Here is a 24,187-nt window from a genome sequence, read left to right as displayed (position 1 = left end):
CTAAAATAACCTTGCCTGATTTCATTGCCGCTACCCGTCTTTGACGATATTACCTCACTAAAAGGACACTTCATGCTCGTCGCTACAGCACTACTGATTATCGGTTTAGTCTTACTGGTTTATGGAGCCGATCGTCTGGTGTTTAGCGCCGCCATCTTATGTCGTTCTGTCGGCATCCCGCCGCTGATCATCGGGATGACGGTCGTGGGGATCGGAACTTCACTGCCTGAATTGATCGTCTCTTTCTCTGCCGCCTCGCACGGACAGATGGATATCGCAGTGGGGACCGCGATGGGGTCGAATATTACCAATATTTTGTTGATATTGGGAGGCGCGGCACTCCTCCATCCCTTAAGCGTGCATTCGAACCTGGTGCGCCGTGAACTGCCGCTGATGCTGCTGGTCACCCTGCTGTGCGGCGTGACGCTGTTCGATAATGAACTGAGCCGTAACGATGGCCTGGCCCTGATCGCTATCGCGGCACTCTATCTCTGGTTCATCATCAAAATTGCCCGCCGGGCTGAACGCGACAACAACGATTCGCTGACGCGTGAGCAACTGGCTGAACTGCCCCGCGACGAAGTCGGTAATACCGTCGCCTTCCTGTGGCTGGCGGTCGCGCTGATTGTGCTGCCAATGTCCACGCGGATGGTGATCGACAACGCCACGGTCATCGCTGACTATTTTGGCGTCAGTGAACTGGTCATTGGTCTGACGATCATTTCGGTAGGCACCAGCCTGCCTGAACTGGCCACCGTCATCGCCGGCGCATTAAAAGGCGAAGATGATATCGCCATCGGTAATCTGATTGGTTCTAACATCTATAATACCGCGATTGTGCTGGGTCTCCCGGCGCTGATCCACCCCGGTACACTCGACCCCGCTATCTTTGCCCGTGACTATTGGGTAATGCTCGGTGTCAGTGCCATCTTTACTCTGATCTGTTTGCAGCGCAGTCGCCGCATTGGTCGGCTGGCTGGCGCGTTGTTGCTGTGCGGATTTATCGTCTGGGTAGGGATGCTTTACGGCTTCCCCTCAGTGACCTTCTGGTAAAAGGACTGGAAAATTATGGTGCATATCACTGCCCATCCCGACTTTGACTTTCAACAGGCCGGGAAAGAAGTACTGCGAATTGAACGTGAAGGGCTGGAGCAGCTCGACCAGTACATCAATGACGACTTCACCCGCGCCTGCGAACTGATCTATCACTGTTCAGGTAAAGTGGTAGTGATGGGGATGGGTAAATCCGGGCATGTAGGGAAAAAGATCGCTGCCACCTTTGCCAGCACCGGCAGCCCGGCTTTCTTTGTTCATCCTGCGGAAGCCAGCCATGGCGATCTCGGCATGGTGAGCGCCAGTGACGTGGTGATCGCGATATCCAACTCCGGTGAATCCTCTGAAGTCCTGGCACTGATTCCGGTGCTGAAACGCCTGCGGGTTACGCTGATCTGCATGACAGGGCGGCCGGAAAGTGCAATGGGCCGCGCAGCGGATGTGCATCTCTGTGTTAAAGTGCCGCAGGAAGCCTGTCCGCTGGGGCTGGCTCCGACCACCAGCACGACGGCAACCCTGGTGATGGGCGATGCCCTGGCCGTCGCACTGTTGAAAGCACGGGGCTTTACGCCGGAAGATTTCGCACTCTCCCACCCTGGCGGTGCGCTGGGGCGTAAACTGCTGCTGCGCGTTGATGATATTATGCACTCCGGTAGCGAAATGCCGCACGTAAGCCGCGATGCCTCACTGCGGGATGCATTGCTGGAAATAACGCGTAAAAATATGGGAATGACGGTCATCTGCAACGATTTAATGAAAATCGAAGGCATTTTTACCGACGGGGATTTACGCCGCGTATTTGATATGGGCATCGATATCCAGCACGCTGGCATTGAAAGTGTCATGACGCCGGGCGGTATCCGCGTCCGGCCCAATACGCTGGCTGTCGATGCATTGAATCTGATGCAGAGTAAGAATATTACCTGTGTCATGGTCGCCGATGGCGACACACTGCTGGGCGTGGTGCATATGCATGACATGCTGCGGGCTGGCGTCGTTTAACAAAGGAAGTCGAGAGCAATGCGTGATTCATCAGCCACCGTAGAGACCTGCTACGGCCCGGTTAGCCAGCAGGTCATTTCCCGCGCGCAGAAGATTAAATTGCTGATCTGCGATGTGGACGGTGTAATGTCGGACGGCATCATTTACCAGGGCAACAGTGGTGAAGAGCTGAAGGCCTTCAATGTTCGCGATGGCTATGGCATTCGCTGCCTGCTAACCAGCGATATTGAGGTTGCGATTATTACCGGCCGTAAAGCCAAACTGCTGGAAGATCGCTGTGCCACACTGGGGATTACTCATCTTTACCAGGGACAGACGGATAAGCTTTTGGCCTTCCGTGAACTTCTGGATACACTGTCACTCAATGCAGAGCAGGTTGCCTATATTGGCGATGACCTGATTGACTGGCCGGTTATGGCCGAGGTCGGCCTGAGCGTAACCGTTGCTGACGCCCATCCCGTTTTACTTCCACGCGCCGATTATGTGACGCGGATTGCGGGTGGCCGTGGCGCAGTACGGGAAATTTGCGATCTCCTGTTGATTGCACAGGGTAAGTTTGATGAGGCCAAAGGGCAGTCGGTATGAGTAAAACGAGACGCTGGATAACGATGATTCTGGCGCTGATCGCCATTGTGCTGATTGGCTGGAATCTGACCGCGACGGATGACAATGACGACGCGGTAAAGAATGACAACAATGAACCGACCTATATGAGCGATAATTCACATACGGTCGTTTATAACCCTGCGGGGGCACTGAGCTATAAGCTGGTCTCTGACAAAGTTACCTATTTTTCAGCCGACGCAGTGAGCTGGTTCGATAACCCGGTAATGACGACCTACGACGAAAATAAGGTTCCCACCTGGTCGGTACGGGGGGATAAGGCCAAACTGACGAACGATCGCATGTTGTATCTTTATGGTCATGTGGAAGTAAACAGCCTGACAAAAGACGCACAGCTTGAGCGTATCAAAACCGATAACGCTCAGATCAACCTGACGACGCAGGATGTTACCTCTGACGATCAGGTCACGCTTTATGGCCGCAGCTTTAACTCTACAGGTATGAAGATGCGTGGAAATTTACGGAAGAAAACTGCCGAGTTGATTGAAAAGGTCAAAACATCTTATGAAATTCAAAATGAACAAAAGCCTTAAATTACTGACTGCTACCCTCCTGTTCGCGGCGAGCGTTCCGGCTTTTGCCCTGACCGGTGACTCAGAGAAACCGGTCAACGTTGACTCGGAAAATCAGGCGCTGGATATGCAGGGCAATGTGGCCACCTTTACCGGTAAAGTCATTGTGACCCAGGGAACCATCAAAATTACGGCGGATAAAGTCGTGGTAACCCGTCCGGGCGGCGACAGCAATAAAACCATCGTGGATGCCTACGGCAACCCGGCGACCTTTTACCAGATGCAGGACAGCGGAAAACCCGTACAGGGCCATGCGCAAAAAATGCATTACGAACTGGCAAAAGACCTGGTGGAATTAACAGGCAATGCTTACCTGGAACAGCTGGACAGCAACGTCAAAGGCGACCGCATCACCTATCTGGTGAAAGAGCAAAAAATGCAGGCCTTCGGCAGCTCCGGCAAACGTGTCACTACCGTACTGGTGCCGTCACAGCTGCAGGACAAAGGCACACCGTCAAACGGTCAGAAAAAGAGTAACTAACGAACATGGCAACCTTAATTGCGGAAAACCTGGCGAAGGCATACAAAGGCCGTCGCGTGGTTGAAGATGTCAGCCTGCAGGTCAAGTCTGGCGAAATCGTGGGTCTGCTTGGCCCGAACGGCGCGGGTAAAACCACGACGTTTTATATGGTCGTAGGCATTGTCCCTCGTGATGCCGGCCGCATTATCATTGATGATGAAGATATCAGCATTCTGCCGCTGCACGCGCGCGCGCGTCGGGGTATTGGCTATTTGCCACAGGAAGCGTCTATTTTCCGTCGTCTGAGCGTGTTTGATAACCTGATGGCGGTACTGCAGATCCGTGAAGATCTTACCAGCGAACAGCGCGAAGACCGCGCGAATGAACTGCTGGAAGAGTTTCATATCGCGCATCTGCGTGACAGCCTGGGCCAGGCACTTTCCGGCGGTGAACGTCGCCGCGTAGAGATTGCCCGCGCACTGGCCGCCAATCCGAAGTTCATCCTGTTGGATGAGCCCTTTGCGGGTGTTGATCCGATTTCCGTCATTGATATCAAGAAGATCATTGAACATCTGCGCGACAGTGGCCTGGGGGTTCTGATCACCGACCACAACGTCCGTGAGACGCTTGCCGTCTGTGAGCGTGCCTATATCGTCAGCCAGGGGCATCTTATCGCCCACGGCACCCCGGAAGCGATCCTGGCCGATGAACAAGTTAAGCGTGTCTATTTGGGCGAAGAGTTCAGACTCTGATAAGGTGTTTGCATTCGGTAGGTTTTCTGGGGAATTAAGACTCTGAACATGAAGCAAGGTTTACAACTCAGGCTGAGTCAACAGCTTGCCATGACGCCACAGTTGCAGCAGGCCATTCGCCTGCTGCAACTCTCTACGCTTGAACTACAGCAGGAAATTCAGCTGGCGCTGGAAAGTAACCCGTTGCTTGAACAAACCGACATTCATGAAGAAGTCGATACCCGCGAATATCAGGAAACTGAAGCGCTGGATACCCGGGAAGCGCTGGAACAGAAGGACATGCCTGAAGAACTGCCGCTGGACGCCACCTGGGACGAAATTTATACCGCAGGGACCCCCTCCGGTACCGGGACGGATTATCACGATGATGAACTGCCCGTCTATCAGGGTGAAACTACCCAGACGCTGCAGGATTATCTGATGTGGCAGGTGGAACTGACGCCGTTCACCGACACCGACCGGGCGATCGCCACCTCGATTGTGGATGCGGTGGACGATACGGGGTATCTGACGGCCTCGCTGGAAGAAATTCTGGAAAGCATGGGCAGCGACGACCTGACTATCGACGAAGTGGAAGCGGTGCTGAAACGTGTACAGCGCTTTGATCCGATTGGCGTTTGTGCGCGTGATTTACGCGACTGTCTGCTGGTTCAGCTTTCACAGTTTTCTGCCGACTTTCCCCTGCTGAAAGAGGCTCGCCTGATTGTCAGCGACCATCTCGACCTGCTGGCGAATCATGATTTTCGGAGTCTGATGCGCGTCACCCGCCTTAAGGAAGAGGTGCTAAAAGGTGCGATGCAGGTAATTCAGACCCTTGACCCGCGTCCAGGGCAGTCGATTAATACTCAGGAACCCGAGTATGTCATCCCTGATGTGCTGGTCCGCAAAGTCAGCAACCGCTGGACGGTTGAACTGAATGCAGATAGCGTGCCGCGCCTGAAAATCAACCAGCACTATGCATCGTTAGGTTCCAGCTCACGCAGCGACAGTGATTCGCAGTTTATCCGCAGTAATCTGCAGGAAGCGAAATGGCTGATAAAAAGTCTGGAAAGTCGTAACGATACGCTGCTGAAAGTCACGCGCTGCATCGTTGAACAGCAGCAGGCTTTTTTTGAGCAAGGTGAAGAGCATATGCGTCCCATGGTGCTTGCGGATATCGCCAGTGCCGTTGAAATGCATGAATCGACGATTTCCCGTGTGACCACCCAGAAATATCTGCACAGCCCACGGGGCATCTTTGAACTGAAGTATTTTTTCTCCAGTCACGTCAACACCGAGGGCGGAGGCGAAGCCTCATCCACGGCTATCCGTGCGCTGGTGAAAAAGTTAATCTCGGCGGAGAATCCCGTCAAACCACTCAGCGACAGCAAGCTGACCTCCATGCTTTCCGAACAGGGAATTATGGTCGCAAGGCGCACTGTGGCAAAATACCGAGAGTCTTTATCCATCCCGCCATCAAATCAGCGCAAACAGCTGGTCTGAACGAACTGAGAAGGAAGACACTATGCAGCTCAATATCACTGGACAACACGTTGAAATCACCGAACCACTGCGCGAATTTTTGACTGAAAAGTTTGCCAAACTGGAACATTATTTTGATCGCATTAATCAGGTCTATATTGTGTTGAAAGTGGAGAAAGTGACACAGATTGCAGATGCTACGCTGCATGTGAACGGCGGGGAGCTGCACGCCACCTCGGAAGATAAAGATATGTACGCGGCGATTGATGGGCTGATCGACAAGCTGACTCGCCAGTTAAATAAACATAAAGACAAGCTCAAACAACACTAAATTCACCATGCATTGATGGTTTTTCAGCAATGACCCCTTTTAAGGTTAAGCTGAAAGCAGTATCGGCTCGTATTCTTCCGGGGATATGAGCCGTTAATCAATACGTCATGTTAATCTCTTACTTCGAACCAGGGAGAAGAGTGACTTGCCTGCGGCAGTGAAAAGTTAAGTGAAACTATGATGAACAATGATTTGAAACTGGAACTGGGCTCCGTGCTGAGCGTCTCATGTACCCGTAATGGTGTACATTGCCAAAGCAAAAAACGGGCGCTGGAAATTATCAGCGAACTGGCAGCTAAACAGCTTAACCTTCCGCATCAGACAATTTTTGAAGCTATTCTGACGCGTGAGAGGATGGGGAGTACCGGTATCGGTAATGGCATTGCCATCCCGCATGGCAAGCTGGAGGAAGATACGCTGCGTGCTGTAGGGGTTTTTATTCGCCTTGATCAGCCCATCGCGTTCGATGCCATTGATAATCAGCCTGTGGACCTGCTGTTTGCCCTGCTGGTGCCAGCCGATCAATGTAAAACACATCTGCATACGTTGTCTCTGGTGGCCAAGCGCCTCGCAGACAAAACCGTACTGCGGCGTCTGCGATCCGCCCAGAGCGATGAAGATCTCTACGCGATCATCACGGAAGATCACGAACAGAGCTAGTCAGGCAGGTTAAATGAGGGGAATTGTGAAATGGTGCTGATGATCGTCAGCGGTCGTTCAGGCTCAGGAAAGTCAGTGGCATTACGCGCACTGGAAGACATGGGGTTTTACTGCGTGGACAACCTGCCCGTCGTCCTGCTGCCTGACCTGGCGAACTCGCTGGCCGAACGCAACATATCTGCTGCGGTAAGTATTGATGTCCGCAACATGCCGGAATCACCGGAAGTGTTTGAAACCGCACTCAACAGTTTGCCGGACTGTTTTTCGCCACAACTTCTGTTCCTGGATGCTGACCGTAATACCTTAATTCGTCGTTACAGCGATACGCGTCGTCTGCATCCCCTCTCCAGCAAAAACCTGTCGCTGGAAAGCGCCATTGATGAAGAGAGCGATCTGCTGGAGCCTCTGCGTTCCCGCGCCGATCTGATTATTGATACCTCAGAAATGTCAGTCCATGAACTGGCAGAGATGCTTCGTACACGCCTGTTAGGTAAACGTGAACGCGAGCTGACGATGGTGTTTGAATCATTCGGCTTCAAGCACGGTATTCCAATTGATGCTGATTACGTGTTTGATGTGCGCTTTTTGCCCAACCCCCACTGGGATCCCAAACTGCGTCCGATGACCGGACTCGATCGTCCCGTGGCGGCTTTCCTCGATCGCCACACGGAAGTGCATAATTTTATCTACCAGACCCGCAGCTATCTGGAACTGTGGTTACCGATGCTGGAAACCAATAACCGCAGCTATCTGACTGTTGCCATTGGATGCACAGGCGGCAAACACCGTTCGGTGTATATTGCCGAGCAGCTGGCGGACTATTTCCGCTCGCGGGGTAAAAACGTTCAGTCCCGTCATCGCACGCTGGAAAAACGCAAATCATGACTGTGAAGCAAACCGTTGAGATAAAAAATAAACTGGGAATGCACGCCCGACCAGCGATGAAGCTGTTCGAGCTGGTGCAGAGCTTTGACGCTGAAGTGCTGCTGCGTAATGAGAGCGGTACAGAAGCTGAAGCCAGTAGCGTGATTGCGCTGCTGATGCTCGACTCCGCCAAAGGCGGACATATCGAAGTTGAAGCCAGCGGACCGGAAGAAACTAAAGCACTGGCGGCAGTCATCGACCTGTTTAACGCCGGGTTTGACGAAGAGTAATCTCCTCATCTCCATCCTCAACAGGCCGACCCTGACGGTCGGTCTCCGTTTAACTCTCTTTATCCGTTCCGCCACGCCACCGGCCTGAGCCCGGCCTGCGGTTTTAACGCAGCTGATGTTCCCTGAGGAACCCTTCTCCGCCCAGCTGACGCATCTGACGCATGATCCACTGCTGACGCTGGCGTACATAGCCTGAAGGTGCATCTGCGCGGTAACGTATCGGATTAGGCAGAACCGCGGCCAGCAGCGCTGCTTCGGACAGGCTCAAGCGGCTGGCCGGCTTGTGGAAATAGCGCTGAGAGGCCTCCTCCACACCAAATACCCCCTGCCCCATTTCTGCCACATTCAAATAGACGGTCAGAATGCGACGCTTCGTCCAGACGGTTTCGATGCCCACGGTCAGGCCGGCTTCCAGGCCTTTACGCACCCAGCTACGTCCATCCCAGAGAAACATATTTTTGGCGGTCTGCTGTGAAAGTGTGGAAGCACCGCGCATGCCGGCCTTTTCACCGCTGCTGTCCAGCACTGACTGGATAGCGGCCACGTCAAAGCCCCAGTGGGTCGGGAATTTTTGATCTTCAGAGGCAATGACGGCCAGCGCCATCCACGGCGAAATCTCATCCATCCCCACCCAGTCAGAGTGCGCCACATAGTCAAAATCACCGTTGAGCCAGGCACTGACCTGCCTCTCAACCATCACCGCAGAAAACGGCACTGGCACAAAGGCAAAGAGGATAATGCCGCTCAGCCATAGACCCGCAACGCCCAGCACCAGGCGGAGTAAAATTGCTTTAATCCGTGTAAAACCCCGTGATTTATTGCGTCTCATTACTGAGGATCCCGCCCATATTTATCAGTATGAAAATTCACCAGCAATACTCCACCATTGTTAATTAACCCTACATAACCGGAATCGGTTCCATTAAATCACGCCGTTTATATATACTCCACGACGATTCTGTCAGCTGCTGAAAATGCATTAAATCAATTGGTTCACTCTGCTTATAAATTTCAGCAGGTCGCTTTCCGAAATCATGGCACTGCAAATGAAATAAACACTCCGTTCCGGCAATAATTGACGTTTTTTACTCATAAATTGCGGCTGGTACGAGCAGTTAATCTTGCTGAACGGAGTCAGCTTTTATCTGATACGGGACAGTAATGTGAGAATTTTTGCTAGCAGAAACCAAAACGTTTCGGAAACAAGGATCAAATAAACAATAAAGCACTTATAAAACAATACATTAAAATATCACCAACGCCTTTCCGGCTTCCTTCCCGATGACAACGAAAATCCTGTCAGCCAGAGGAGACGGTTCCGCTCCTCTGCTTACTTCAACAAAAGCCTGACTGTACAATATTTATGCAGATCATCGTAAATATTCATTACTTGCTTGACTACATATCTAAAATCGGGTCTTCTATTTAGGAACACTGCTCAACATCACACATTTTAATGAATCCAGTAACAAGTGGTGAGAGATTTGCTAAAGTAGTGACTGAGCTTTTTAATGTTCACCCAATACCAAACCTGTGCTCCAGACGATTCTAATCAGAACAGCACAGGTTACCAATTTCCCTGGTGTTGGCGCAGTATTCGCGCACCCCGGCTTCGGTCGGGGTCATTTTTTTTCAGCATCCGTCACCCACTGCCGTAATACCTCAACATCCTTGCGCCACTCCAGTTTCAGTTCATCAATCCATTCCTGAACATTATCCCACCAGGCGGGTAATTCCGGGCTCTGAATCTGTTTTGCAATCTGCTGCAAATGCGTCAAGCCCACAGATCCTGCTGCGCCCTTAATTTTGTGCCCTTCCTCTGCAATCCCTTTCTGGTCACGAGCCATCATGTTGGAGTCCAGCACGGCCAGATAGCCAGGCATCATCTGCTCGAACATCGCCAGACTTTGGTGGATAAGGGTCGGCCCGACCAGTTCGATATATTGCTCCAGCATCGGAACATCCAGCAGTGCCAGTTTTTTATCATCCATCATGCCATCCTGTTCAGTAGATAAATCATCAGTCTGAAAATCCCAGTATTTTTTAATCATGGCCGTGAGAGCAGGAACCGCCAGGGGTTTGCTCAGTACATCGTCCATACCGGCATCAAAATATTCGCGTTTATCTTTCAGCACGTTCGCCGTCAGGGCCACCAGTGGCGGAAGCTGTTCGCCTGCGTGACGCTGATGAATAATACGTGCCACGTCCAGACCGGTCATATCGGGCAGTTGGATATCCAGCAGCACCAGATCAAACTCATCCGGGTCAAACATCTCCAGCGCGGCCTGCCCGGTCATCGCCACTTCTACGCTGCTGCCCAGTTTTTCCAGAACTGAGCGGGCAACCACCACATTCAGCTCAATATCCTCAACCAGTAAGATATGCAACGCAGGCAGTGGCAGATCGTCTTCCGTCTCTTCATCTTGCCGCTCTTCTTCCACACGGGGCGCATTGAGCGTCAGGGTGAAGCAGGAACCCTGCCCTGGTGAACTTTGTACGCGGATATCACCGCCCATACTTTGTGCCAGACGGCGGGAAACGGCCAGACCGATACCTGTGCCGGTCGCGGGTTTGCCGCCACGTTGATCTTTTACCTGGTAATACATGGCGAAAATTTTATCCTGCTCATCCTGCGGGATACCCATGCCAGAGTCCTGCACTTCAAAGCACAGACAGTCATCCTGTTGATAGCCGACACGCACCACGATTTCCCCCTGCTGAGTAAACTTCACCGCGTTACCGATCAGGTTCCACAGGATCTGGCGCAGACGGGTCCCATCGGCGATAATTTTTTGCGGCAGCGGCAGGTCAGGTGCCAGAACAAATTTCAGCCCTTTTGGTTCAGCCAGCAGGCCGGAGATATTTTCCAGGTCGGCCAGGAAGCCAGTGAAATCGATGGGCTGATTGTCCAGCTGCACTTTTCGCCGCTCGATTTTGTCCATTTCAATCACATCATTAAAAATATTGCCCAACGTAATGGCAGAGACATGAATCGTTTTCAGGTATTTCAGCTGCTCGTGATTGAGATCCGTATCCAGCAGAATGCGGCTCAGGCCAACAATGCCATTAAGCGGCGTACGAAGCTCATGGCTGATCGTAGAGATAAAGGTGGTCTTCTCCCTGCTTGCGTTCTCTAACGCGTCCTGGTAACGCTTACGCTCGGTTATATCGCGTCCAAACCCCATTAACCCGCTCCGTTTGCCCACGCGGTCATAATAAGGGACTTTGCGTATCTCAAAGCAGGCTTTGCGGCCGTCGGGATAATCCAGCCACTGTTCGTAGGTCAGAGAGACATTATGGCGGAACACTTTCTCATCGGTTTCCAGCACCTTAGTTGCCGCATCGTCGTCATAGACCTCTTTCGGCGTTAAACCGATAAGCTGTTTTTCGCTTTTTCCGGTCAACAGTTCCATGGCACGGTTACAACCAGAGAATTGCTGGTCACTGTTGCGGTAGAACACCAGATCGGGTGAAGCATCGAGGAAGGAGCGCAGGAAGGAGGATTGTTGTTCAAGTTCGATTTGTGCCTCTTCACGCCGCGCCATCTCCTCTTTGAGCTTTGCCATCACCTGCAGACGTGCCTCTTCGGCCTTGATGCGGTCGGCAATCTCCTGGTTGAGCTGGGTAATATTGCCCTGCATTTGCTGGTTCAGCTCAAGGTCACGATTGCGCATCTCCTCCAGCTTATCCACCAGCCTGGCCAGACGCTGACGCGATTCCTCTAACTGTTCCACGACCACCGACAGGAAATAGACGGCCCACGGGGTGATCAGCAGACCGAAAAAAACCGACCGCACCATATCAATGCTTTCGACATGGCCGCGAAGCACCATCGTCACCGCCATCTGCACTATCATGGCCAGCACGACCAGTGCGGATGCCAGCAGCAAAGAGAAGCGTACCAGCCCAAGTTTGACCATCAAATCAACATAGTACTGCGCTAATAAACGAATTTGTTTCATAAAGGATCCCTTCCAGCGTGATAACGGCAATCATACCGGAATTGACCAAAAGACCAACGCGCTATCTCGCCGTCCGGCCCTCGGGAGAGTGCACGATAACCGTGCAGCAGCACCGACATCCCTTCAGCCGTTACCACAGGATTATCGCCCCCCATGCTGCTGAAGGGACGGGAAAGGAAGCAACCCCTCTCCTGCCTGGGTTAACGCTGGAAATGTCCGGCGTTCCCCTTTCGCGTAAAAAGTTGCCAACGGGGATATTGACTAAATTTTATAACTGCATAATCTGTAAGGCCGCTCTGGATTCGGCGCGCCTTTCTCATGTTGATAGTTTTCATAGCGATGCCCTGTATCCTGCGCATTCCCTTGTCACACCTAACGAATAACCATTCATAATAAATGAAATATTAATCACGTAACTTCTGATTAATTTTACTAATGATGCCCCCCTGTTTAATTCAAATAATCGCAACAGTTAAAAACAGTGCGTTCCTGCGGCCATAACCATCACAGCAGCATATTATGCTGGCATTACCCCCAGCACCAGCATGGTGCAGAGATTTGCGTACTGCCCTATAGTGAGTCAGCTCACACTTCTCTCCCCTTCGCCCTCCCTTCAATAGGGTTAAAATATCGCATTAAAACTCTTAAAATCAATGAGTTAATACCAAAAAGGCATGAAAAGGTATCAGTAAGATCGCTATTTGACCTGAGTTCGCTTTCCCGATAAGTTGGAAATCCGCTGGAAGCTTTCCTGACGGGCCAGTGTCTCGGCATATCTATGCAGCAAGTAGACTCCCTCGTGATGTAAGTTATCTCCAATTTGAGACCCGGAATTTCGTGAGCAACTCATTCAAGGACGTGTCAGGTCAATGTCCCTTGATGAAATGTTCGGAGTCACGGTGTCTGCGTTTTAGCGGCAAGAAAATGATACAGAACCAGAGAAGACACTCCGTGGCGCTCTGAGCCTGAAGAACAGTGGTAATGTCAAAAGCAGTTAAGGAGGCCCTCAATGTCCAACTCAAAACCTTATCCCTATGGCTTGTATGATCCATCAAAAGACAGTGACAGCTGCGGTGTGGGTTTCATTACTCGTAAGGACGGCGAGCAAACTCATGAGGTTCTGCAGATGGCACACAGTGCCCTGTGTACTGTTCCTCATCGCGGGGGCATGTCTGCCGAAGGCGTAGGTGACGGCGCCGGGGTTAACGTCGACCTCTCTCTGCATTTCTTCCGCAAAATTACCGGACAGCCACTGGAAGCCGGCCGTTATGGCGTCGGCAACTTCTTTGTGCCGAAGGACAGTACGCTGCGTGCCAACGCCGAGCGCCTGGTGGAAGAAACCCTGGCCGCTTATAAACTGCCAATCCTCCTCAAACGTGATATGCCCCTGGATACCAGCGTACTGCGTCCGGCGGCGATTCAGTTCCAGCTGCCTATCGTGCAATGGGTGTTTACTGCCCCGGACGATATCAGCAATCAGATTGACTTTGAAAAACGTATCTACCGTGCCCTGCTGGATATCGAAGCCCGCGCCTTTACCGAAAGTGAGTTTGGCGGCCTCTATCCACTGTCGCTATCTTCCCGCACGCAGGTCTTTAAAGCCCGCCTGAATTCGAACGAGGTGATCCCCTATTTCCAGGATCTGACCGACACAGACCACCAGGTCCGCGGTCTGTTCTTCCATACCCGCTTTTCGACTAACACCGATCCGCATACCACCATGGCGCAGCCGTTCCGGCTGATGGCGCACAACGGCGAGCTGAACACCGACCGTAAAAACCGTATTGCGGAAGCAGCGCTGGCGCTGGCGCGCGGTAAGAAAATCGTGCGCCCTAAAGGCCAGTCAGACAGCTCACGCCTGGATCAAAGTATCCACAGCCGTCTGATGGAAGATAACCTGGACCTGATCACTGCGGTGGTTTCCATGATGCCGCCAGCGTGGGAAAACGATCCCTCTCTCTCCGCTGAAGTCCGCGCAATGCTGGAATACTTCTCCCTGTATGAAGAGAAGAATGACGGCCCGGCCGCGCTGATTTTCGGCAACGGTGAAGTGATCGGGGCTCGTCTTGACCGTCTCGGCCTGCGCCCGCTGCGCTCTGTGGAAACGGCGGAGTATATTGGTGCGATGTCGGAAGCGGGTCAGATTGCCTTCCCACCCGAGAGCGTCCTGCGCCGTGGCCGTATCGAAGCGGGCGGCATGCTGTATTACGATCACCGTGAAAAACGCAGCTATACCACCGTAGAAGCCCTGGAAAAGCTGGCGGCGGTGGCCGATTATCCGGCGCTGTTGGCTGAGTCACGGGTGACATTACAGGAACTGCCGGTGATCCCGGCGGAGCAACAGGGTTCCCCTCTGCGTTATAGCGGTGACCTCAAAACCTATCAGCGTTTTGTGGCTTACTACTACAACCAGGAAAGCTTCAAATTTATGATGGACCCGATGCTGACCACCGGCGCAGAGAAAATCTCTGCCATGGGTTACGGCAACGCGATTAACGCCCTGTCCGACCATGAAGGGGGAATGGCGCATTACTTCTCTCAGCGATTTGCTCAGGTCACCAACCCGCCGCTGGATTCCATTCGTGAAGTGGATGGCATGACCCTGCGCGTTGCACTGGGTGCGAAACCGCATCTTGGGCGCAGTAAAGGTCACCAGATTGTGGTGCCAACACCGATCCTGACGCATCTGGATATGCTGCAGCTGCGCGAGCAGACCGTGGCCCCGTATGCCCGTTTTGAAATGCTCTATGAGCCCGTTATCGGCACCGACCCGATCAGCCGTGCCGCCAATGCGAATGCGCTGGAGCAGGCCATTGATGCGCTGGCACAGGAGGTGGTGGATTTCGCCCGTGAGCAGGGCGGTATCGCCGTCATCACGGACCGCCATATCTCCTCAACCCGTGCTGCTATCCCGATGCTGTTGATGGTATCAGCCATCAACCAGCGCCTGGTGCAGGAAGGCCTGCGCCTGGATGTGTCACTGGTGGTGGAAAGCGGCCAGAGCATCTCTTCGCACCACATTGCTGCCACCCTCGGCTTCGGTGCGTCAGCGGTGTATCCGCTGGGCGTGCAGATGCGTGCTGAAGAAAAATACGGTGAAGGTGAAGAAGGTAACAAGGCATTCAAACGCTACGCCAAAGCGGCTGAAAAAGCGCTGATGAAGACCATGGGCAAAGTCGGCCTGTGTACCGTTGAAAGCTACAGCTGCGGTGAGTTCTTTGAGCCGAATTTCCTCGATACCGAAGATCGCGTGCTGAAGAAGTATTTTCCGAATATTAAAACCCCGGTAGGGGGTGCAGGCTTCGCCACCATCGCGCAAATGGCCGTTGACTGGCACCAGAGTGCATTGCGTATTCAGGGAGAGTCAGAAGTGCCGTTGCTGGGCCTGTTTAAGGAACGTGCAGAGGGGGCCGGTCACTCCTACGGCACTATCGCCGTACGTACCTTTATCGATATGACTGAGCAGCCGATTCGCTTCTCGGATAAAGCGCGCGAGGAGGATAACTTTATCCGCCTGATGACGCTGGCCAAGCTGGACAACGCGTTTAATATCAAAGCGAAATCCTTTACGGACAGCAGCTTCGAACGTATCCCGGACGAGGTGATAGACAACTTCACTATCACCCCCGATTACCGTCAGTTCTCCAGCCTGATGCTGGAAGAGCGTAAGCGCCGCCCGGCGGCACTGCGTGATATTCTCGCCCTGCCGGCTGACCTGACCCACGTCGACAGCGAAGCCGAGTTCACGCGTAAGCTGGGGCGTTACTCGCTGGTAAATAACGGCTTTGCGGTGCGCGGACTGGAATGCGAAGCAGACGAGTCACAAGAAGGTCTGTTCACACTGCGCCTCACCGATGCCATTGTCGGCCTGAAAAGTGAGCACGACCGCCTCACCACGCTCTCCGTGGTGCTGAAAAAACGCTTCGGGGACGCCATTGAACATGCGGAAGTCACCGCAGAAGCCCTGCTTCTGAAGGCGAACGGCAAAGCAGCTGACTATCTGTCACGCATCTTTACCCTTTCTCCCGCGCTGCCGTTAAGCGAAGTGCAGCCAGCCCATGAGATTACCCGCACCTTTGCCTCCGGGGCGATGAGCCACGGTGCACTGGTAGCGCCGGCACATGAGGCCGTCGCTCATGGCACCAACATGGTGGGCGGAATGAGTAACTGTGGGGAAGGGGGCGAGCACTATTCCCGTCACGGCACCATCCGGGCATCACGCATTAAACAGCTGGCGTCCGGTCGTTTTGGCGTCTGGGCCGCCTATCTGGCCGATCCGATGCTGGAAGAACTGGAGATTAAAATCGGCCAGGGGGCAAAACCGGGTGAAGGCGGTCAGTTACCGGCGGCCAAGGTGACGGTAGAAATCGCCGCGGCCCGTGGCGGTACGCCAGGCGTGGAGCTGGTCTCCCCTCCTCCGCACCATGACACTTACTCTATTGAGGATCTGGCCCAGCTGATCCACGACTGTAAAGCTGCCCGTGTACGCGTGATCGTTAAACTGGTTTCCTCTGAAGGGATCGGTACTATCGCGGTTGGCGTGGCGAAAGCCGGCGCTGATGTCATCAACGTGGCCGGTAACACTGGCGGTACCGGGGCCGCTTCAGTCACCAGTCTGAAATATACCGGACGTGTGGCAGAGATCGGCATCGCAGAAGTCCATCAGGCGCTGTGTGCCAACGGCCTGCGTGAGAAAGTGCTACTGCGCTGCTCAGGCGCACAGCAGACGGGCAGTGACGTGGTGAAATCCGCACTGCTGGGCGGCGACAGCTTTGAATTCGGCACCACGGCACTCATGATGCTGAAGTGCGTGATGGCGAAAAACTGCAACGTGAAGTGCCCGGCCGGACTGACCACCAATGCCGAAGCCTTCGATGGTGACCCTCGCCAGCTGGCGCAGTATTTCATCAACGTGGCGCACGAGGTGCGTGAGATGCTGGCACGTCTTGGCCTGCGTTCACTGCGTGAGGCACGCGGCCGGTCTGATCTGCTCCACCTGATGGACCACCCGCTGGAAGTCGGTAAGCTGGATCTGCGCGCCATGTTAACCGTGGTGCCTGAGGTGAAAATTGCCCATCCGGTTTATCTGGAAAAAGATTTCGAACTGGACAATGGCTGGATCGATCTGGTTAACGATCGCCTGGTCAGCCAGGGATCGACCGGGATCACACTGGGTGACGGGATCACCCTGAACAACCGTAACAAGAGCGTGGGGGGCCAGTTGGCTATTGATATTGAACGCCTGCTGAACCACACGCTGAATGCCGAACACCTGAGCCGTATCCCGGCTGCACTGCTGGACGATCGCGGCCGTCGCTATCTGGCTCCGTCGACTGTGACGATTTTCACCTCCGGATCTGCCGGTCAGTCTTATGGCGTGTTCTGTAACGATGGCATGCGCCTTGAGCATTACGGCACCTGTAACGACGGTGTCGGTAAAGGGCAGTGTGGCGGAGAAATCGTGGTGATGTCTCCGGGCGGCGGATCGGAAGATGCGGAAGGTAACGTGCTGATCGGTAACTTCGCTCTGTTCGGTGCCACCGGGGGACGTCTGTTCGCGCAGGGCCAGGCCGGTGACCGCTTCGCCGTACGTAACTCGGGTGCTACTGCTGTGGTCGAAGGCGTCGGTGATTTCTGCTGCGAATATATGACTAACGGTGCAGTGCTGAACCTCGGTACTTACGGTACTGGCTTTGGTAACGGTATGAGCGGCGGTTTCGCTTATCAGTATGACCCGTACGGCACGCTGGCGGGTTCTGCTGCGGCGGACTCCGTGATGCTGGGTTCCATCGCGGATGACAGTGAAATGGCGCGCGTGCACAAAGATGCGGTACTGACGATGCTGAACTGGCATCTGGAAGCCACCTCTTCCCCACGTGCGCAGTGGCTGCTCGATCACTGGGAAAGCGAGTGTCAGCACTTCGTTTATGTCATGCCGCGCTCTCTGCTGCTTTACCAGGATGCCGCTGAGATCCTGAAAGCGAAAAGCCGTAAGGATCTGCTGGAAGAGCTCTCCACAGCGCTGGCCGGGCATCAGGTGGCGAAGTTTAAAGCCGCATGGCGCGAAGGGAAGCCTATTGCTAACGGTGCAGTCCCGGGCTACGGTGCGACAGATACCCCTGAAATGCTGGTGCTGTTGAATAACTACACCGTCCTCAATTCTGCACAGCAGCTGGCGCTTTCACGCCTGCCGAAAGGCACCGCTGTGGAGGATCCGGCCGTTGAGAAAGCGGTACGTAACCTGCTGATGACTGAAGATTTCAGCCTGATCAGCAAACTGCAACGCCACGGCCGGGCGGCCATCGAGAGCTACAGTGATGAAGAGCTGGCCTGCCTGATTGGTGCAAAGCGTATGACAGATTATAAAGCAGCGCTCACGCAGCGTAATATCCGCTCCATGGACAGCCTGGCGACTTACGGCTGGATCATGTATCAGGATGCGTGTAACCGGGACGTGCTGGGCCGACTGCCTGACTTTGAGGAGCTGTTCGCGCGTGCTGCACTGCCTGAACTGGCAGCCGCCGTCGGCAAGTTAGCTTAACTATTTGACTATGAACAGTGACTCATACTTTCCCTGTTTCGGGCTGGCAGCCAACGCCTCTGCGGCCCGAAGTTTGGCGAGTATTTAACGGGATTGAGTAGATAAAACTGATGAAGATTCCTTATATTCCTGAAGACGCGCCGTTTAACGGCGAGCAGAAATTTTGGCTGGCAGGCTTCCTTGCCGGATTACACTCACGTCTGCTGGTGCTGGAAAACCAGCCGCAGGCCGCAGGCTCTGCGGCCTCTTCCGCCACCACTCAGTTGCATATCCTGTTTGGTTCCCAGACAGGTAATGCGGAAGCCTTAGCGCAAAACGCGGCGAAAGCCGCGCGGGCGAAGGGCCTGGTACCGGTTGTCCAGGGGCTGGGTGAAGTGGATATCGACGTGTTTGTCACCATGCGTCATGTGCTGGTGATCACCTCGACTTACGGCGAAGGCGAGATGCCGGATAACGCCCAGCTGTTCTGGCAGGCCATCTCTGCCAGTACCGCACCGCGTCTGGAGCAGATGCACTTTGCCGTTCTGGCCATTGGCGATACCGGCTACGATGGTTTCTGCCAGGCGGGTAAATTTATTGATATGCGCCTTGAGCAACTGGGTGCAAAACGCGTCTGTGATCGTATCGACTGCGATATCGACTATGAAGAACCCTCCAACGCGTGGATCGCCAGCTCGATGCCGCAGTTTGCCGCCAGTGCAGGCAGCAGCGGTACGGCGCTGGAGAGCGCGCCGGAAGCACCGGTCATCCCGGGCAGCAATAAAAATAATCCGTATGCCGCCGCTCTGGCGACCAACAAGCGTCTGTCCGGTGAGAAGTCTGGCAAGGATATCCGCCACTTCGAGTTCGATCTGACCGACAGCGGGCTGAAGTACGAAGCGGGTGATGCGCTGGGCGTGATCCCGGTCAACGACCCGGCGCTAGTGAAGCTGTTGCTGACACAGCTGAAGTCTGACTACGATAACCCGGTTCCCGGCTTTGACCGTAGCCTGGGCGATCTGCTGACCTACCAGTTCGAGATTTCTGAGCCATCGCGCAAGCTGATTGAATGGGTGGGCCAGAACACCACCAACCAGGAACTGCGTCATGTCTTACAGCACGACGATAAGGATGCGCTGGGTGTGTGGCTGTGGGGGAAAGATACTCTCGACCTGCTGCAGCTGGATGTGACCCGTTCACTGAGTATTCCTGAGTTTGTTGGCCTGCTGCGTCCGCTACAGCATCGCGCTTACTCTATTTCATCCAGTCAGAAAGCCCATCCGAACCAGGTGCACCTGACGATCGCTTCCGTCCGTTATCACAGCGCTGGCCGTGCCCGCAGCGGCGTCTGTTCAACCTATCTGGCCGAGCGTGTCAAACGGGGTGAAAAACCGGCCATCTTTATTTCACCGAATAAAGCCTTCCGCGTGCCAGCGAACGGTGATGCCCCCCTGATTATGATCGGTCCGGGGACCGGTATTGCCCCCTTCCGTGCCTTCCTGGAAGAGCGCGAGGCCGTCGGTGCCAAAGGGAAAAACTGGCTGTTCTTTGGCGATCAGCATCAGGAGCATGACTTCATCTATCAGGATGAGCTGAAAGCCTGGCAGGAAAGTGGACTGCTGACCCGTCTGGATCTGGCATTTTCACGCGATCAGGCGGAAAAAATCTACGTTCAGACGCGGATGCTGGAACAGGGTGCCGAACTGTATGCCTGGCTGCAGGAAGGGGCTTACTTCTATGTCTGTGGTGATGCCTCACGCATGGCAAAAGACGTTGATAAGGCGTTGTATGAGGTGATTACTCAGTTTGGCGGATTATCTGCAGAGCGTGCTGCCGATTACGTTGACCAGCTGAAAAAAGAGAAGCGCTACCTGCGCGACGTCTACTGATGACACCGGGAGCCAGGCGCTCCCGGATCGACAGTGTAAAAAAACGGGCCCGAAGGCCCGTTTTTATTTTACGACGCGAAGCGCCGGACGACCGCCGCGCGGGGGCGGTTCATCGTCGGGATCGTTGTCGTCATCAGCACCTGCATCATCGGGACGATCACCATCGATCACTGACATGACCGTTTCTGGCGCCCCATCATCCTGCGCATGTGAAGCATCAAACTCACTGGCTTCTTCATACGCCGGCTCTGGTTCGAACATCGTACCGGCACCGTTTTCACGCGCATAAACCGCCAGGACCGCAGCCATAGGCACGGAAACCTGACGGGGAACGCCGCCAAAACGGGCGCTGAAGCTAACGCCATCATTGCCCAACTCGAGATTGCCCACCGCACGCGGGGCAATGTTCAGAACGATCTGACCATCGCGGGCATATTCCAGGGGCACCATCACGCCGGGCAAGTTGATGTCGACAACCAGATGTGGCGTGAGATTGTTGTCCAGCAACCACTCATAGAAGGCGCGCAGCAGATAGGGACGACGTGCAGTCAGTTGGGACATTTCCATCGTAATCAGCCCCGCGTTTGCAGGCGCATTTCACGTTCCGCTTCTGTCAGAGAAGCGAGGAAGGAATCACGCTCAAAAACGCGGGTCATATAGCCTTTCAGCTCTTTAGACCCGGCACCAATCAGCTCAATACCCATCTGCGGTAAACGCCATAACAGCGGAGCCAGATAGCAATCGACCAGGCTGAACTCTTCGCTCATAAAGAACGGCGTACGGGCGAACAGTGGCGCGATAGCCAGCAACTCTTCCCGCAGCTGCTTACGTGCAGCTTCAGCTTCCTGTGCGGTGCCGTTTTCGACTTTACGCATCAGGCTGTACCAGTCCTGCTCAACACGGTGCATCATCAGGCGGCTTTCACCACGTGCCACCGGGTAAACCGGCATCAGCGGAGGATGCGGGAAACGTTCGTCCAGGTATTCCATGATGATGCGCGATTCATACAGCGTCAGCTCGCGATCAACGAGGGTGGGCACGGTACGGTATGGGTTGAGGTCGATCAGATCCTGCGGCAGGTTATCCGTTTCAACCTGCTCGATCTCGACACTAACACCCTTCTCAGCCAGTACAATGCGTACCTGGTGGCTGAAAATGTCAGTCGGACCAGAAAACAGCGTCATTACCGAACGTTTGTTGGCAGCGACAGCCATGTAAACCTCCAAGTTTATCGAGAAAATTACTGCGAATAGCCATCCACGTGGCGACTCATTATTGCCACCGGCCCGAAAATTAACCCTTTCCTGATGTACAGGATACAGACATTTTTACCTGGCCAATGGGCACAAAGTGACACACAGTTTACCAGATTTTAGTCAGCTTGTGGGGGACCACACACGGAATTGAGGGGGAAAATGGTAAAGCGGTGTGTGTTTCGCGCTTTTTGCACCGGAAGAAAATAAAAAACCCGGCGCCAGGCACCGGGTTTTCCGATAATTGATTCTGCCTGAGCAGGAAAAATTAACGTTTGGAGAACTGAGGACGACGACGTGCTTTACGCAGACCGACTTTCTTACGTTCAACCTTACGAGCATCACGAGTAACGAAGCCTGCTTTACGCAGTTCGCCACGCAGTGACTCGTCGTACTCCATCAGAGCGCGTGTGATACCGTGACGGATCGCACCAGCCTGACCAGAGATACCACCACCTTTAACAGTGATGTACAGATCAAATTTACCGACCATGTCCAGAAGTTCCAGCGGCTGACGAACTACCATGCGGGCAGTTTCGCGACCGAAGTACTGTTCTAAAGAACGCTGGTTGATAACGATGTTACCGCTACCCGGCTTAATAAAGACGCGTGCGGAAGAGCTTTTGCGGCGACCAGTGCCGTAGTTTTGATTCTCAGCCATTGCCTGTAATCCCGATTAAATGTCAAGAACTTGCGGTTGCTGTGCCGCATGGTTGTGCTCGTTGCCCGCGTAAACTTTCAGTTTACGGTACATAGCACGGCCCAGCGGGCCCTTTGGCAGCATGCCTTTAACCGCGATTTCAATCACACGCTCAGGACGGCGAGCAATCATCTCTTCGAAGGTCGCTTGCTTGATACCACCGACGAAGCCGGTGTGATGGTAATAAATCTTGTCAGTACGCTTGTTACCCGTTACGGCAACTTTCTCAGCGTTCAGAACGATGATGTAATCACCTGTATCGACGTGCGGAGTGTATTCCGCTTTGTGCTTACCGCGCAGACGACGAGCCAGTTCAGTCGCTAAACGACCTAAGGTTTTGCCTGTTGCGTCAACAACATACCAGTCACGTTGGACGGTTTCTGGCTTAGCTGTAAAAGTTTTCATCTAAAAGCTTACCCAAATTAAGTTACACGTTGGTGAAATCCCAAACGCTTGAATAAACGGTTGGAGCTCACACGACCATCTTGACCAGTAAGCCCACCCCTTCGGATAGAGTTACCGGAACACAAAGAGTTTTGGGAAAAAAACCTTTGTTGTAACGTGGGGTCGCAAGATTATAGAGAAGTCGCCCATAAAGATCGAACGTTTTCTGCGATAAAATTACTATCACGTCACAGTAATGCGAACATCAGGGTAAATGCGGCAACCGCAGGTACTCTTCGCTCTGCATCTCCTGCAGGCGGGAGACGCAGCGCTGATACTCAAACTTCAGCCGCGTACCCTGATAAATCTCATAAAGTGATGTTTCTGCCGAGACCACCAGCTTGACATGACGCTCGTAAAATTCATCCACCAGCGCCAGGAATCGCCGTGCCTGGTCTTCCGTCTTGTAAATCATCACCGGAACATCATACAGCAATACGCTGTGGAAACGGCGTGACAGTTCAATATAGTCGTGCTGACTGCGTCCTTCGCCACACAGCGCGAGGAAATTCATCGCCAGCACGCCTTCGGCCATGCCCAGCGTCGGCAGTTGCCGATGATTAATCTCCAGCGGTTCGTGGTCTTCACGCGGTTTCCCGGCGAGGGCAATAAACATCCGCTCCATCTCTTTTATGGTCTCATCCCCCAGCGGGGTCATCCACAGGTGGGCAGACGTCAGCGTACGCAGACGATAGTCGATCCCCGCGTCCACATTCATAACGTCGCAGTGCTGCTTGATCATCTCAATGGCCGGGACAAAGCGCGCCCGCTGCAGCCCGTTACGATAAAGGTCGTCCGGAGGAATATTGGAGGTGGCCACCAGCGTAATCCCACGGCTGAACAGGGCTTCCATTAGCGTCCCCAGCAGCATGGCATCCGTGATGTCCGAGACAAAAAACTCGTCGAAGCAGAGCAGATCGGTTTCTGCTTTGAAACGGTCGGCAACGATCTGCAGTGGATCGCTCTGCCCCTGCAGTTCGGTCAGTTCCTGATGGACACGCAGCATAAACCGGTGGAAATGCAGACGTTGCTTGCGCTCACCAGGAATTGCCCGAAAAAACATATCCATCAACCATGTCTTGCCACGCCCGACGCCGCCCCACATATACAGACCCTGAGCCGGTGTCTGGACGTCGTTTTTACTTTTACCCAGCAGTTTATTGAGCCGGTTCAACAGCCCTCCGCCGGCAGGTGCCGCTGAGGCGCTATTCCGGGTTAACACCTGATATATCCCGTCTAAACGGGTGATGGCGGCACGCTGTACTTCATCGGCCTGATACTCGCCGTTTTCCAGCGCTTGCTGATAAAGCGCCAGAGGAGACATCGTTTGCATCATTTCGTCACATTCCC

The 24,187-nt window shown here is 53.7% G+C and carries 20 protein-coding genes; 13 read left to right on the top strand and 7 right to left on the bottom strand.

The annotated features are described in order from the left end of the window. Positions 1 to 72: 72 nt before the first annotated feature. From K6L24_RS02225 to npr, 11 genes are all read left to right on the top strand, one after another. A complete protein-coding gene (locus K6L24_RS02225) occupies positions 73 to 1,053 on the top strand; it encodes a calcium/sodium antiporter (RefSeq protein WP_062744479.1) in 981 nt (326 codons plus the stop codon). A 15-nt stretch (positions 1,054 to 1,068) separates the two neighbouring features. After that, positions 1,069 to 2,055: an arabinose-5-phosphate isomerase KdsD gene (gene kdsD, locus K6L24_RS02220; protein WP_062744480.1), complete on the top strand. Its 987-nt coding sequence runs from the start codon at positions 1,069 to 1,071 to the stop codon at positions 2,053 to 2,055. A gap of 18 nt (positions 2,056 to 2,073) precedes the next feature. Further along, positions 2,074 to 2,640 carry a 3-deoxy-manno-octulosonate-8-phosphatase KdsC gene (gene kdsC, locus K6L24_RS02215; RefSeq protein ID WP_062744481.1) on the top strand — a complete coding sequence of 189 codons (567 nt, stop codon included), beginning with the start codon at positions 2,074 to 2,076 and terminating at the stop codon, positions 2,638 to 2,640. Continuing rightward, positions 2,637 to 3,212, top strand: coding sequence for an LPS export ABC transporter periplasmic protein LptC (gene lptC, locus K6L24_RS02210; RefSeq protein ID WP_062744482.1), 576 nt, complete (start codon positions 2,637 to 2,639; stop codon positions 3,210 to 3,212). Before kdsC ends, lptC begins: the two co-directional genes overlap by 4 nt. Continuing rightward, a complete protein-coding gene (lptA, locus tag K6L24_RS02205; protein WP_062744483.1) occupies positions 3,184 to 3,732 on the top strand; it encodes a lipopolysaccharide ABC transporter substrate-binding protein LptA in 549 nt (182 codons plus the stop codon). The genes lptC and lptA overlap by 29 nt, the downstream gene beginning before the upstream one ends. Positions 3,733 to 3,737: 5 nt before the next feature. After that, positions 3,738 to 4,463 (top strand): LPS export ABC transporter ATP-binding protein, encoded by a 726-nt coding sequence (gene lptB / locus K6L24_RS02200; protein ID WP_062744484.1) that lies wholly within the window; start codon positions 3,738 to 3,740, stop codon positions 4,461 to 4,463. A gap of 48 nt (positions 4,464 to 4,511) precedes the next feature. After that, positions 4,512 to 5,945 (top strand): RNA polymerase factor sigma-54, encoded by a 1,434-nt coding sequence (gene rpoN / locus K6L24_RS02195; RefSeq protein ID WP_222681898.1) that lies wholly within the window; start codon positions 4,512 to 4,514, stop codon positions 5,943 to 5,945. A 22-nt stretch (positions 5,946 to 5,967) separates the two neighbouring features. Beyond that, positions 5,968 to 6,255, top strand: coding sequence for a ribosome hibernation promoting factor (gene hpf, locus K6L24_RS02190; RefSeq protein ID WP_062744486.1), 288 nt, complete (start codon positions 5,968 to 5,970; stop codon positions 6,253 to 6,255). A gap of 177 nt (positions 6,256 to 6,432) precedes the next feature. After that, positions 6,433 to 6,915, top strand: coding sequence for a PTS IIA-like nitrogen regulatory protein PtsN (gene ptsN / locus K6L24_RS02185; protein WP_062744487.1), 483 nt, complete (start codon positions 6,433 to 6,435; stop codon positions 6,913 to 6,915). A 30-nt stretch (positions 6,916 to 6,945) separates the two neighbouring features. Continuing rightward, on the top strand, positions 6,946 to 7,800 hold the full coding sequence (rapZ, locus tag K6L24_RS02180) for an RNase adapter RapZ (RefSeq protein ID WP_062744488.1): 855 nt from the start codon (positions 6,946 to 6,948) through the stop codon (positions 7,798 to 7,800). Next, positions 7,797 to 8,069: a PTS phosphocarrier protein NPr gene (gene npr / locus K6L24_RS02175; RefSeq protein WP_062744489.1), complete on the top strand. Its 273-nt coding sequence runs from the start codon at positions 7,797 to 7,799 to the stop codon at positions 8,067 to 8,069. The genes rapZ and npr overlap by 4 nt, the downstream gene beginning before the upstream one ends. A gap of 103 nt (positions 8,070 to 8,172) precedes the next feature. Here npr and mtgA read toward each other — a convergent pair whose 3' ends face one another. Both mtgA and arcB read right to left on the bottom strand, forming a co-directional pair. After that, positions 8,173 to 8,898 carry a monofunctional biosynthetic peptidoglycan transglycosylase gene (gene mtgA / locus K6L24_RS02170; RefSeq protein WP_137269578.1) on the bottom strand — a complete coding sequence of 242 codons (726 nt, stop codon included), beginning with the start codon at positions 8,896 to 8,898 and terminating at the stop codon, positions 8,173 to 8,175. A 793-nt stretch (positions 8,899 to 9,691) separates the two neighbouring features. Then, on the bottom strand, positions 9,692 to 12,031 hold the full coding sequence (gene arcB, locus K6L24_RS02165; RefSeq protein ID WP_062744491.1) for an aerobic respiration two-component sensor histidine kinase ArcB: 2,340 nt from the start codon (positions 12,029 to 12,031) through the stop codon (positions 9,692 to 9,694). Positions 12,032 to 13,040: 1,009 nt separating this feature from the next. Between arcB and K6L24_RS02160 the strand changes: the two genes are divergently transcribed. Both K6L24_RS02160 and K6L24_RS02155 read left to right on the top strand, forming a co-directional pair. Further along, positions 13,041 to 18,572, top strand: coding sequence for a glutamate synthase-related protein (locus K6L24_RS02160; RefSeq protein ID WP_222681897.1), 5,532 nt, complete (start codon positions 13,041 to 13,043; stop codon positions 18,570 to 18,572). Between the two features lie 110 nt (positions 18,573 to 18,682). Next, positions 18,683 to 20,440 carry a sulfite reductase subunit alpha gene (locus K6L24_RS02155; RefSeq protein WP_062744493.1) on the top strand — a complete coding sequence of 586 codons (1,758 nt, stop codon included), beginning with the start codon at positions 18,683 to 18,685 and terminating at the stop codon, positions 20,438 to 20,440. A 63-nt stretch (positions 20,441 to 20,503) separates the two neighbouring features. On the opposite strand, the gene sspB is transcribed toward K6L24_RS02155, so the two are convergent. From sspB to zapE, 5 genes are all read right to left on the bottom strand, one after another. Beyond that, entirely contained in the window at positions 20,504 to 21,007 is a 504-nt protein-coding gene (gene sspB, locus K6L24_RS02150) for a ClpXP protease specificity-enhancing factor (RefSeq protein WP_062744494.1), read from the bottom strand. Between the two features lie 5 nt (positions 21,008 to 21,012). Continuing rightward, positions 21,013 to 21,654, bottom strand: coding sequence for a stringent starvation protein SspA (gene sspA / locus K6L24_RS02145; RefSeq protein ID WP_048914440.1), 642 nt, complete (start codon positions 21,652 to 21,654; stop codon positions 21,013 to 21,015). Between the two features lie 307 nt (positions 21,655 to 21,961). Continuing rightward, positions 21,962 to 22,354, bottom strand: a complete 393-nt coding sequence (gene rpsI / locus K6L24_RS02140; RefSeq protein ID WP_034890399.1) for a 30S ribosomal protein S9 — start codon at positions 22,352 to 22,354, stop codon at positions 21,962 to 21,964. 15 nt (positions 22,355 to 22,369) lie between these two features. Further along, positions 22,370 to 22,798, bottom strand: a complete 429-nt coding sequence (rplM, locus tag K6L24_RS02135) for a 50S ribosomal protein L13 (protein WP_056231094.1) — start codon at positions 22,796 to 22,798, stop codon at positions 22,370 to 22,372. 244 nt (positions 22,799 to 23,042) lie between these two features. After that, positions 23,043 to 24,170: a cell division protein ZapE gene (gene zapE, locus K6L24_RS02130; RefSeq protein WP_222682285.1), complete on the bottom strand. Its 1,128-nt coding sequence runs from the start codon at positions 24,168 to 24,170 to the stop codon at positions 23,043 to 23,045. Positions 24,171 to 24,187 lie beyond the last annotated feature (17 nt).

Origin of the sequence: Erwinia persicina, from assembly GCF_019844095.1 — a bacterium.
In the GTDB taxonomy this organism is placed as follows: domain Bacteria; phylum Pseudomonadota; class Gammaproteobacteria; order Enterobacterales; family Enterobacteriaceae; genus Erwinia; species Erwinia persicina.
The sequence above is the reverse complement of the archived record's forward strand: the minus strand, read 5'-3'. Positions and strand labels throughout refer to the sequence as shown.

Coding starts and splice junctions, on each gene's coding strand:
- K6L24_RS02225 (WP_062744479.1), top strand. CDS start 73: ATGCTCGTCGCTACAGCACTACTGATTATCGGTTTAGTCTTACTGGTT.
- kdsD (WP_062744480.1), top strand. CDS start 1,069: ATGGTGCATATCACTGCCCATCCCGACTTTGACTTTCAACAGGCCGGG.
- kdsC (WP_062744481.1), top strand. CDS start 2,074: ATGCGTGATTCATCAGCCACCGTAGAGACCTGCTACGGCCCGGTTAGC.
- lptC (WP_062744482.1), top strand. CDS start 2,637: ATGAGTAAAACGAGACGCTGGATAACGATGATTCTGGCGCTGATCGCC.
- lptA (WP_062744483.1), top strand. CDS start 3,184: ATGAAATTCAAAATGAACAAAAGCCTTAAATTACTGACTGCTACCCTC.
- lptB (WP_062744484.1), top strand. CDS start 3,738: ATGGCAACCTTAATTGCGGAAAACCTGGCGAAGGCATACAAAGGCCGT.
- rpoN (WP_222681898.1), top strand. CDS start 4,512: ATGAAGCAAGGTTTACAACTCAGGCTGAGTCAACAGCTTGCCATGACG.
- hpf (WP_062744486.1), top strand. CDS start 5,968: ATGCAGCTCAATATCACTGGACAACACGTTGAAATCACCGAACCACTG.
- ptsN (WP_062744487.1), top strand. CDS start 6,433: ATGATGAACAATGATTTGAAACTGGAACTGGGCTCCGTGCTGAGCGTC.
- rapZ (WP_062744488.1), top strand. CDS start 6,946: ATGGTGCTGATGATCGTCAGCGGTCGTTCAGGCTCAGGAAAGTCAGTG.
- npr (WP_062744489.1), top strand. CDS start 7,797: ATGACTGTGAAGCAAACCGTTGAGATAAAAAATAAACTGGGAATGCAC.
- mtgA (WP_137269578.1), bottom strand. CDS start 8,898: ATGAGACGCAATAAATCACGGGGTTTTACACGGATTAAAGCAATTTTA.
- arcB (WP_062744491.1), bottom strand. CDS start 12,031: ATGAAACAAATTCGTTTATTAGCGCAGTACTATGTTGATTTGATGGTC.
- K6L24_RS02160 (WP_222681897.1), top strand. CDS start 13,041: ATGTCCAACTCAAAACCTTATCCCTATGGCTTGTATGATCCATCAAAA.
- K6L24_RS02155 (WP_062744493.1), top strand. CDS start 18,683: ATGAAGATTCCTTATATTCCTGAAGACGCGCCGTTTAACGGCGAGCAG.
- sspB (WP_062744494.1), bottom strand. CDS start 21,007: ATGGAAATGTCCCAACTGACTGCACGTCGTCCCTATCTGCTGCGCGCC.
- sspA (WP_048914440.1), bottom strand. CDS start 21,654: ATGGCTGTCGCTGCCAACAAACGTTCGGTAATGACGCTGTTTTCTGGT.
- rpsI (WP_034890399.1), bottom strand. CDS start 22,354: ATGGCTGAGAATCAAAACTACGGCACTGGTCGCCGCAAAAGCTCTTCC.
- rplM (WP_056231094.1), bottom strand. CDS start 22,798: ATGAAAACTTTTACAGCTAAGCCAGAAACCGTCCAACGTGACTGGTAT.
- zapE (WP_222682285.1), bottom strand. CDS start 24,170: ATGCAAACGATGTCTCCTCTGGCGCTTTATCAGCAAGCGCTGGAAAAC.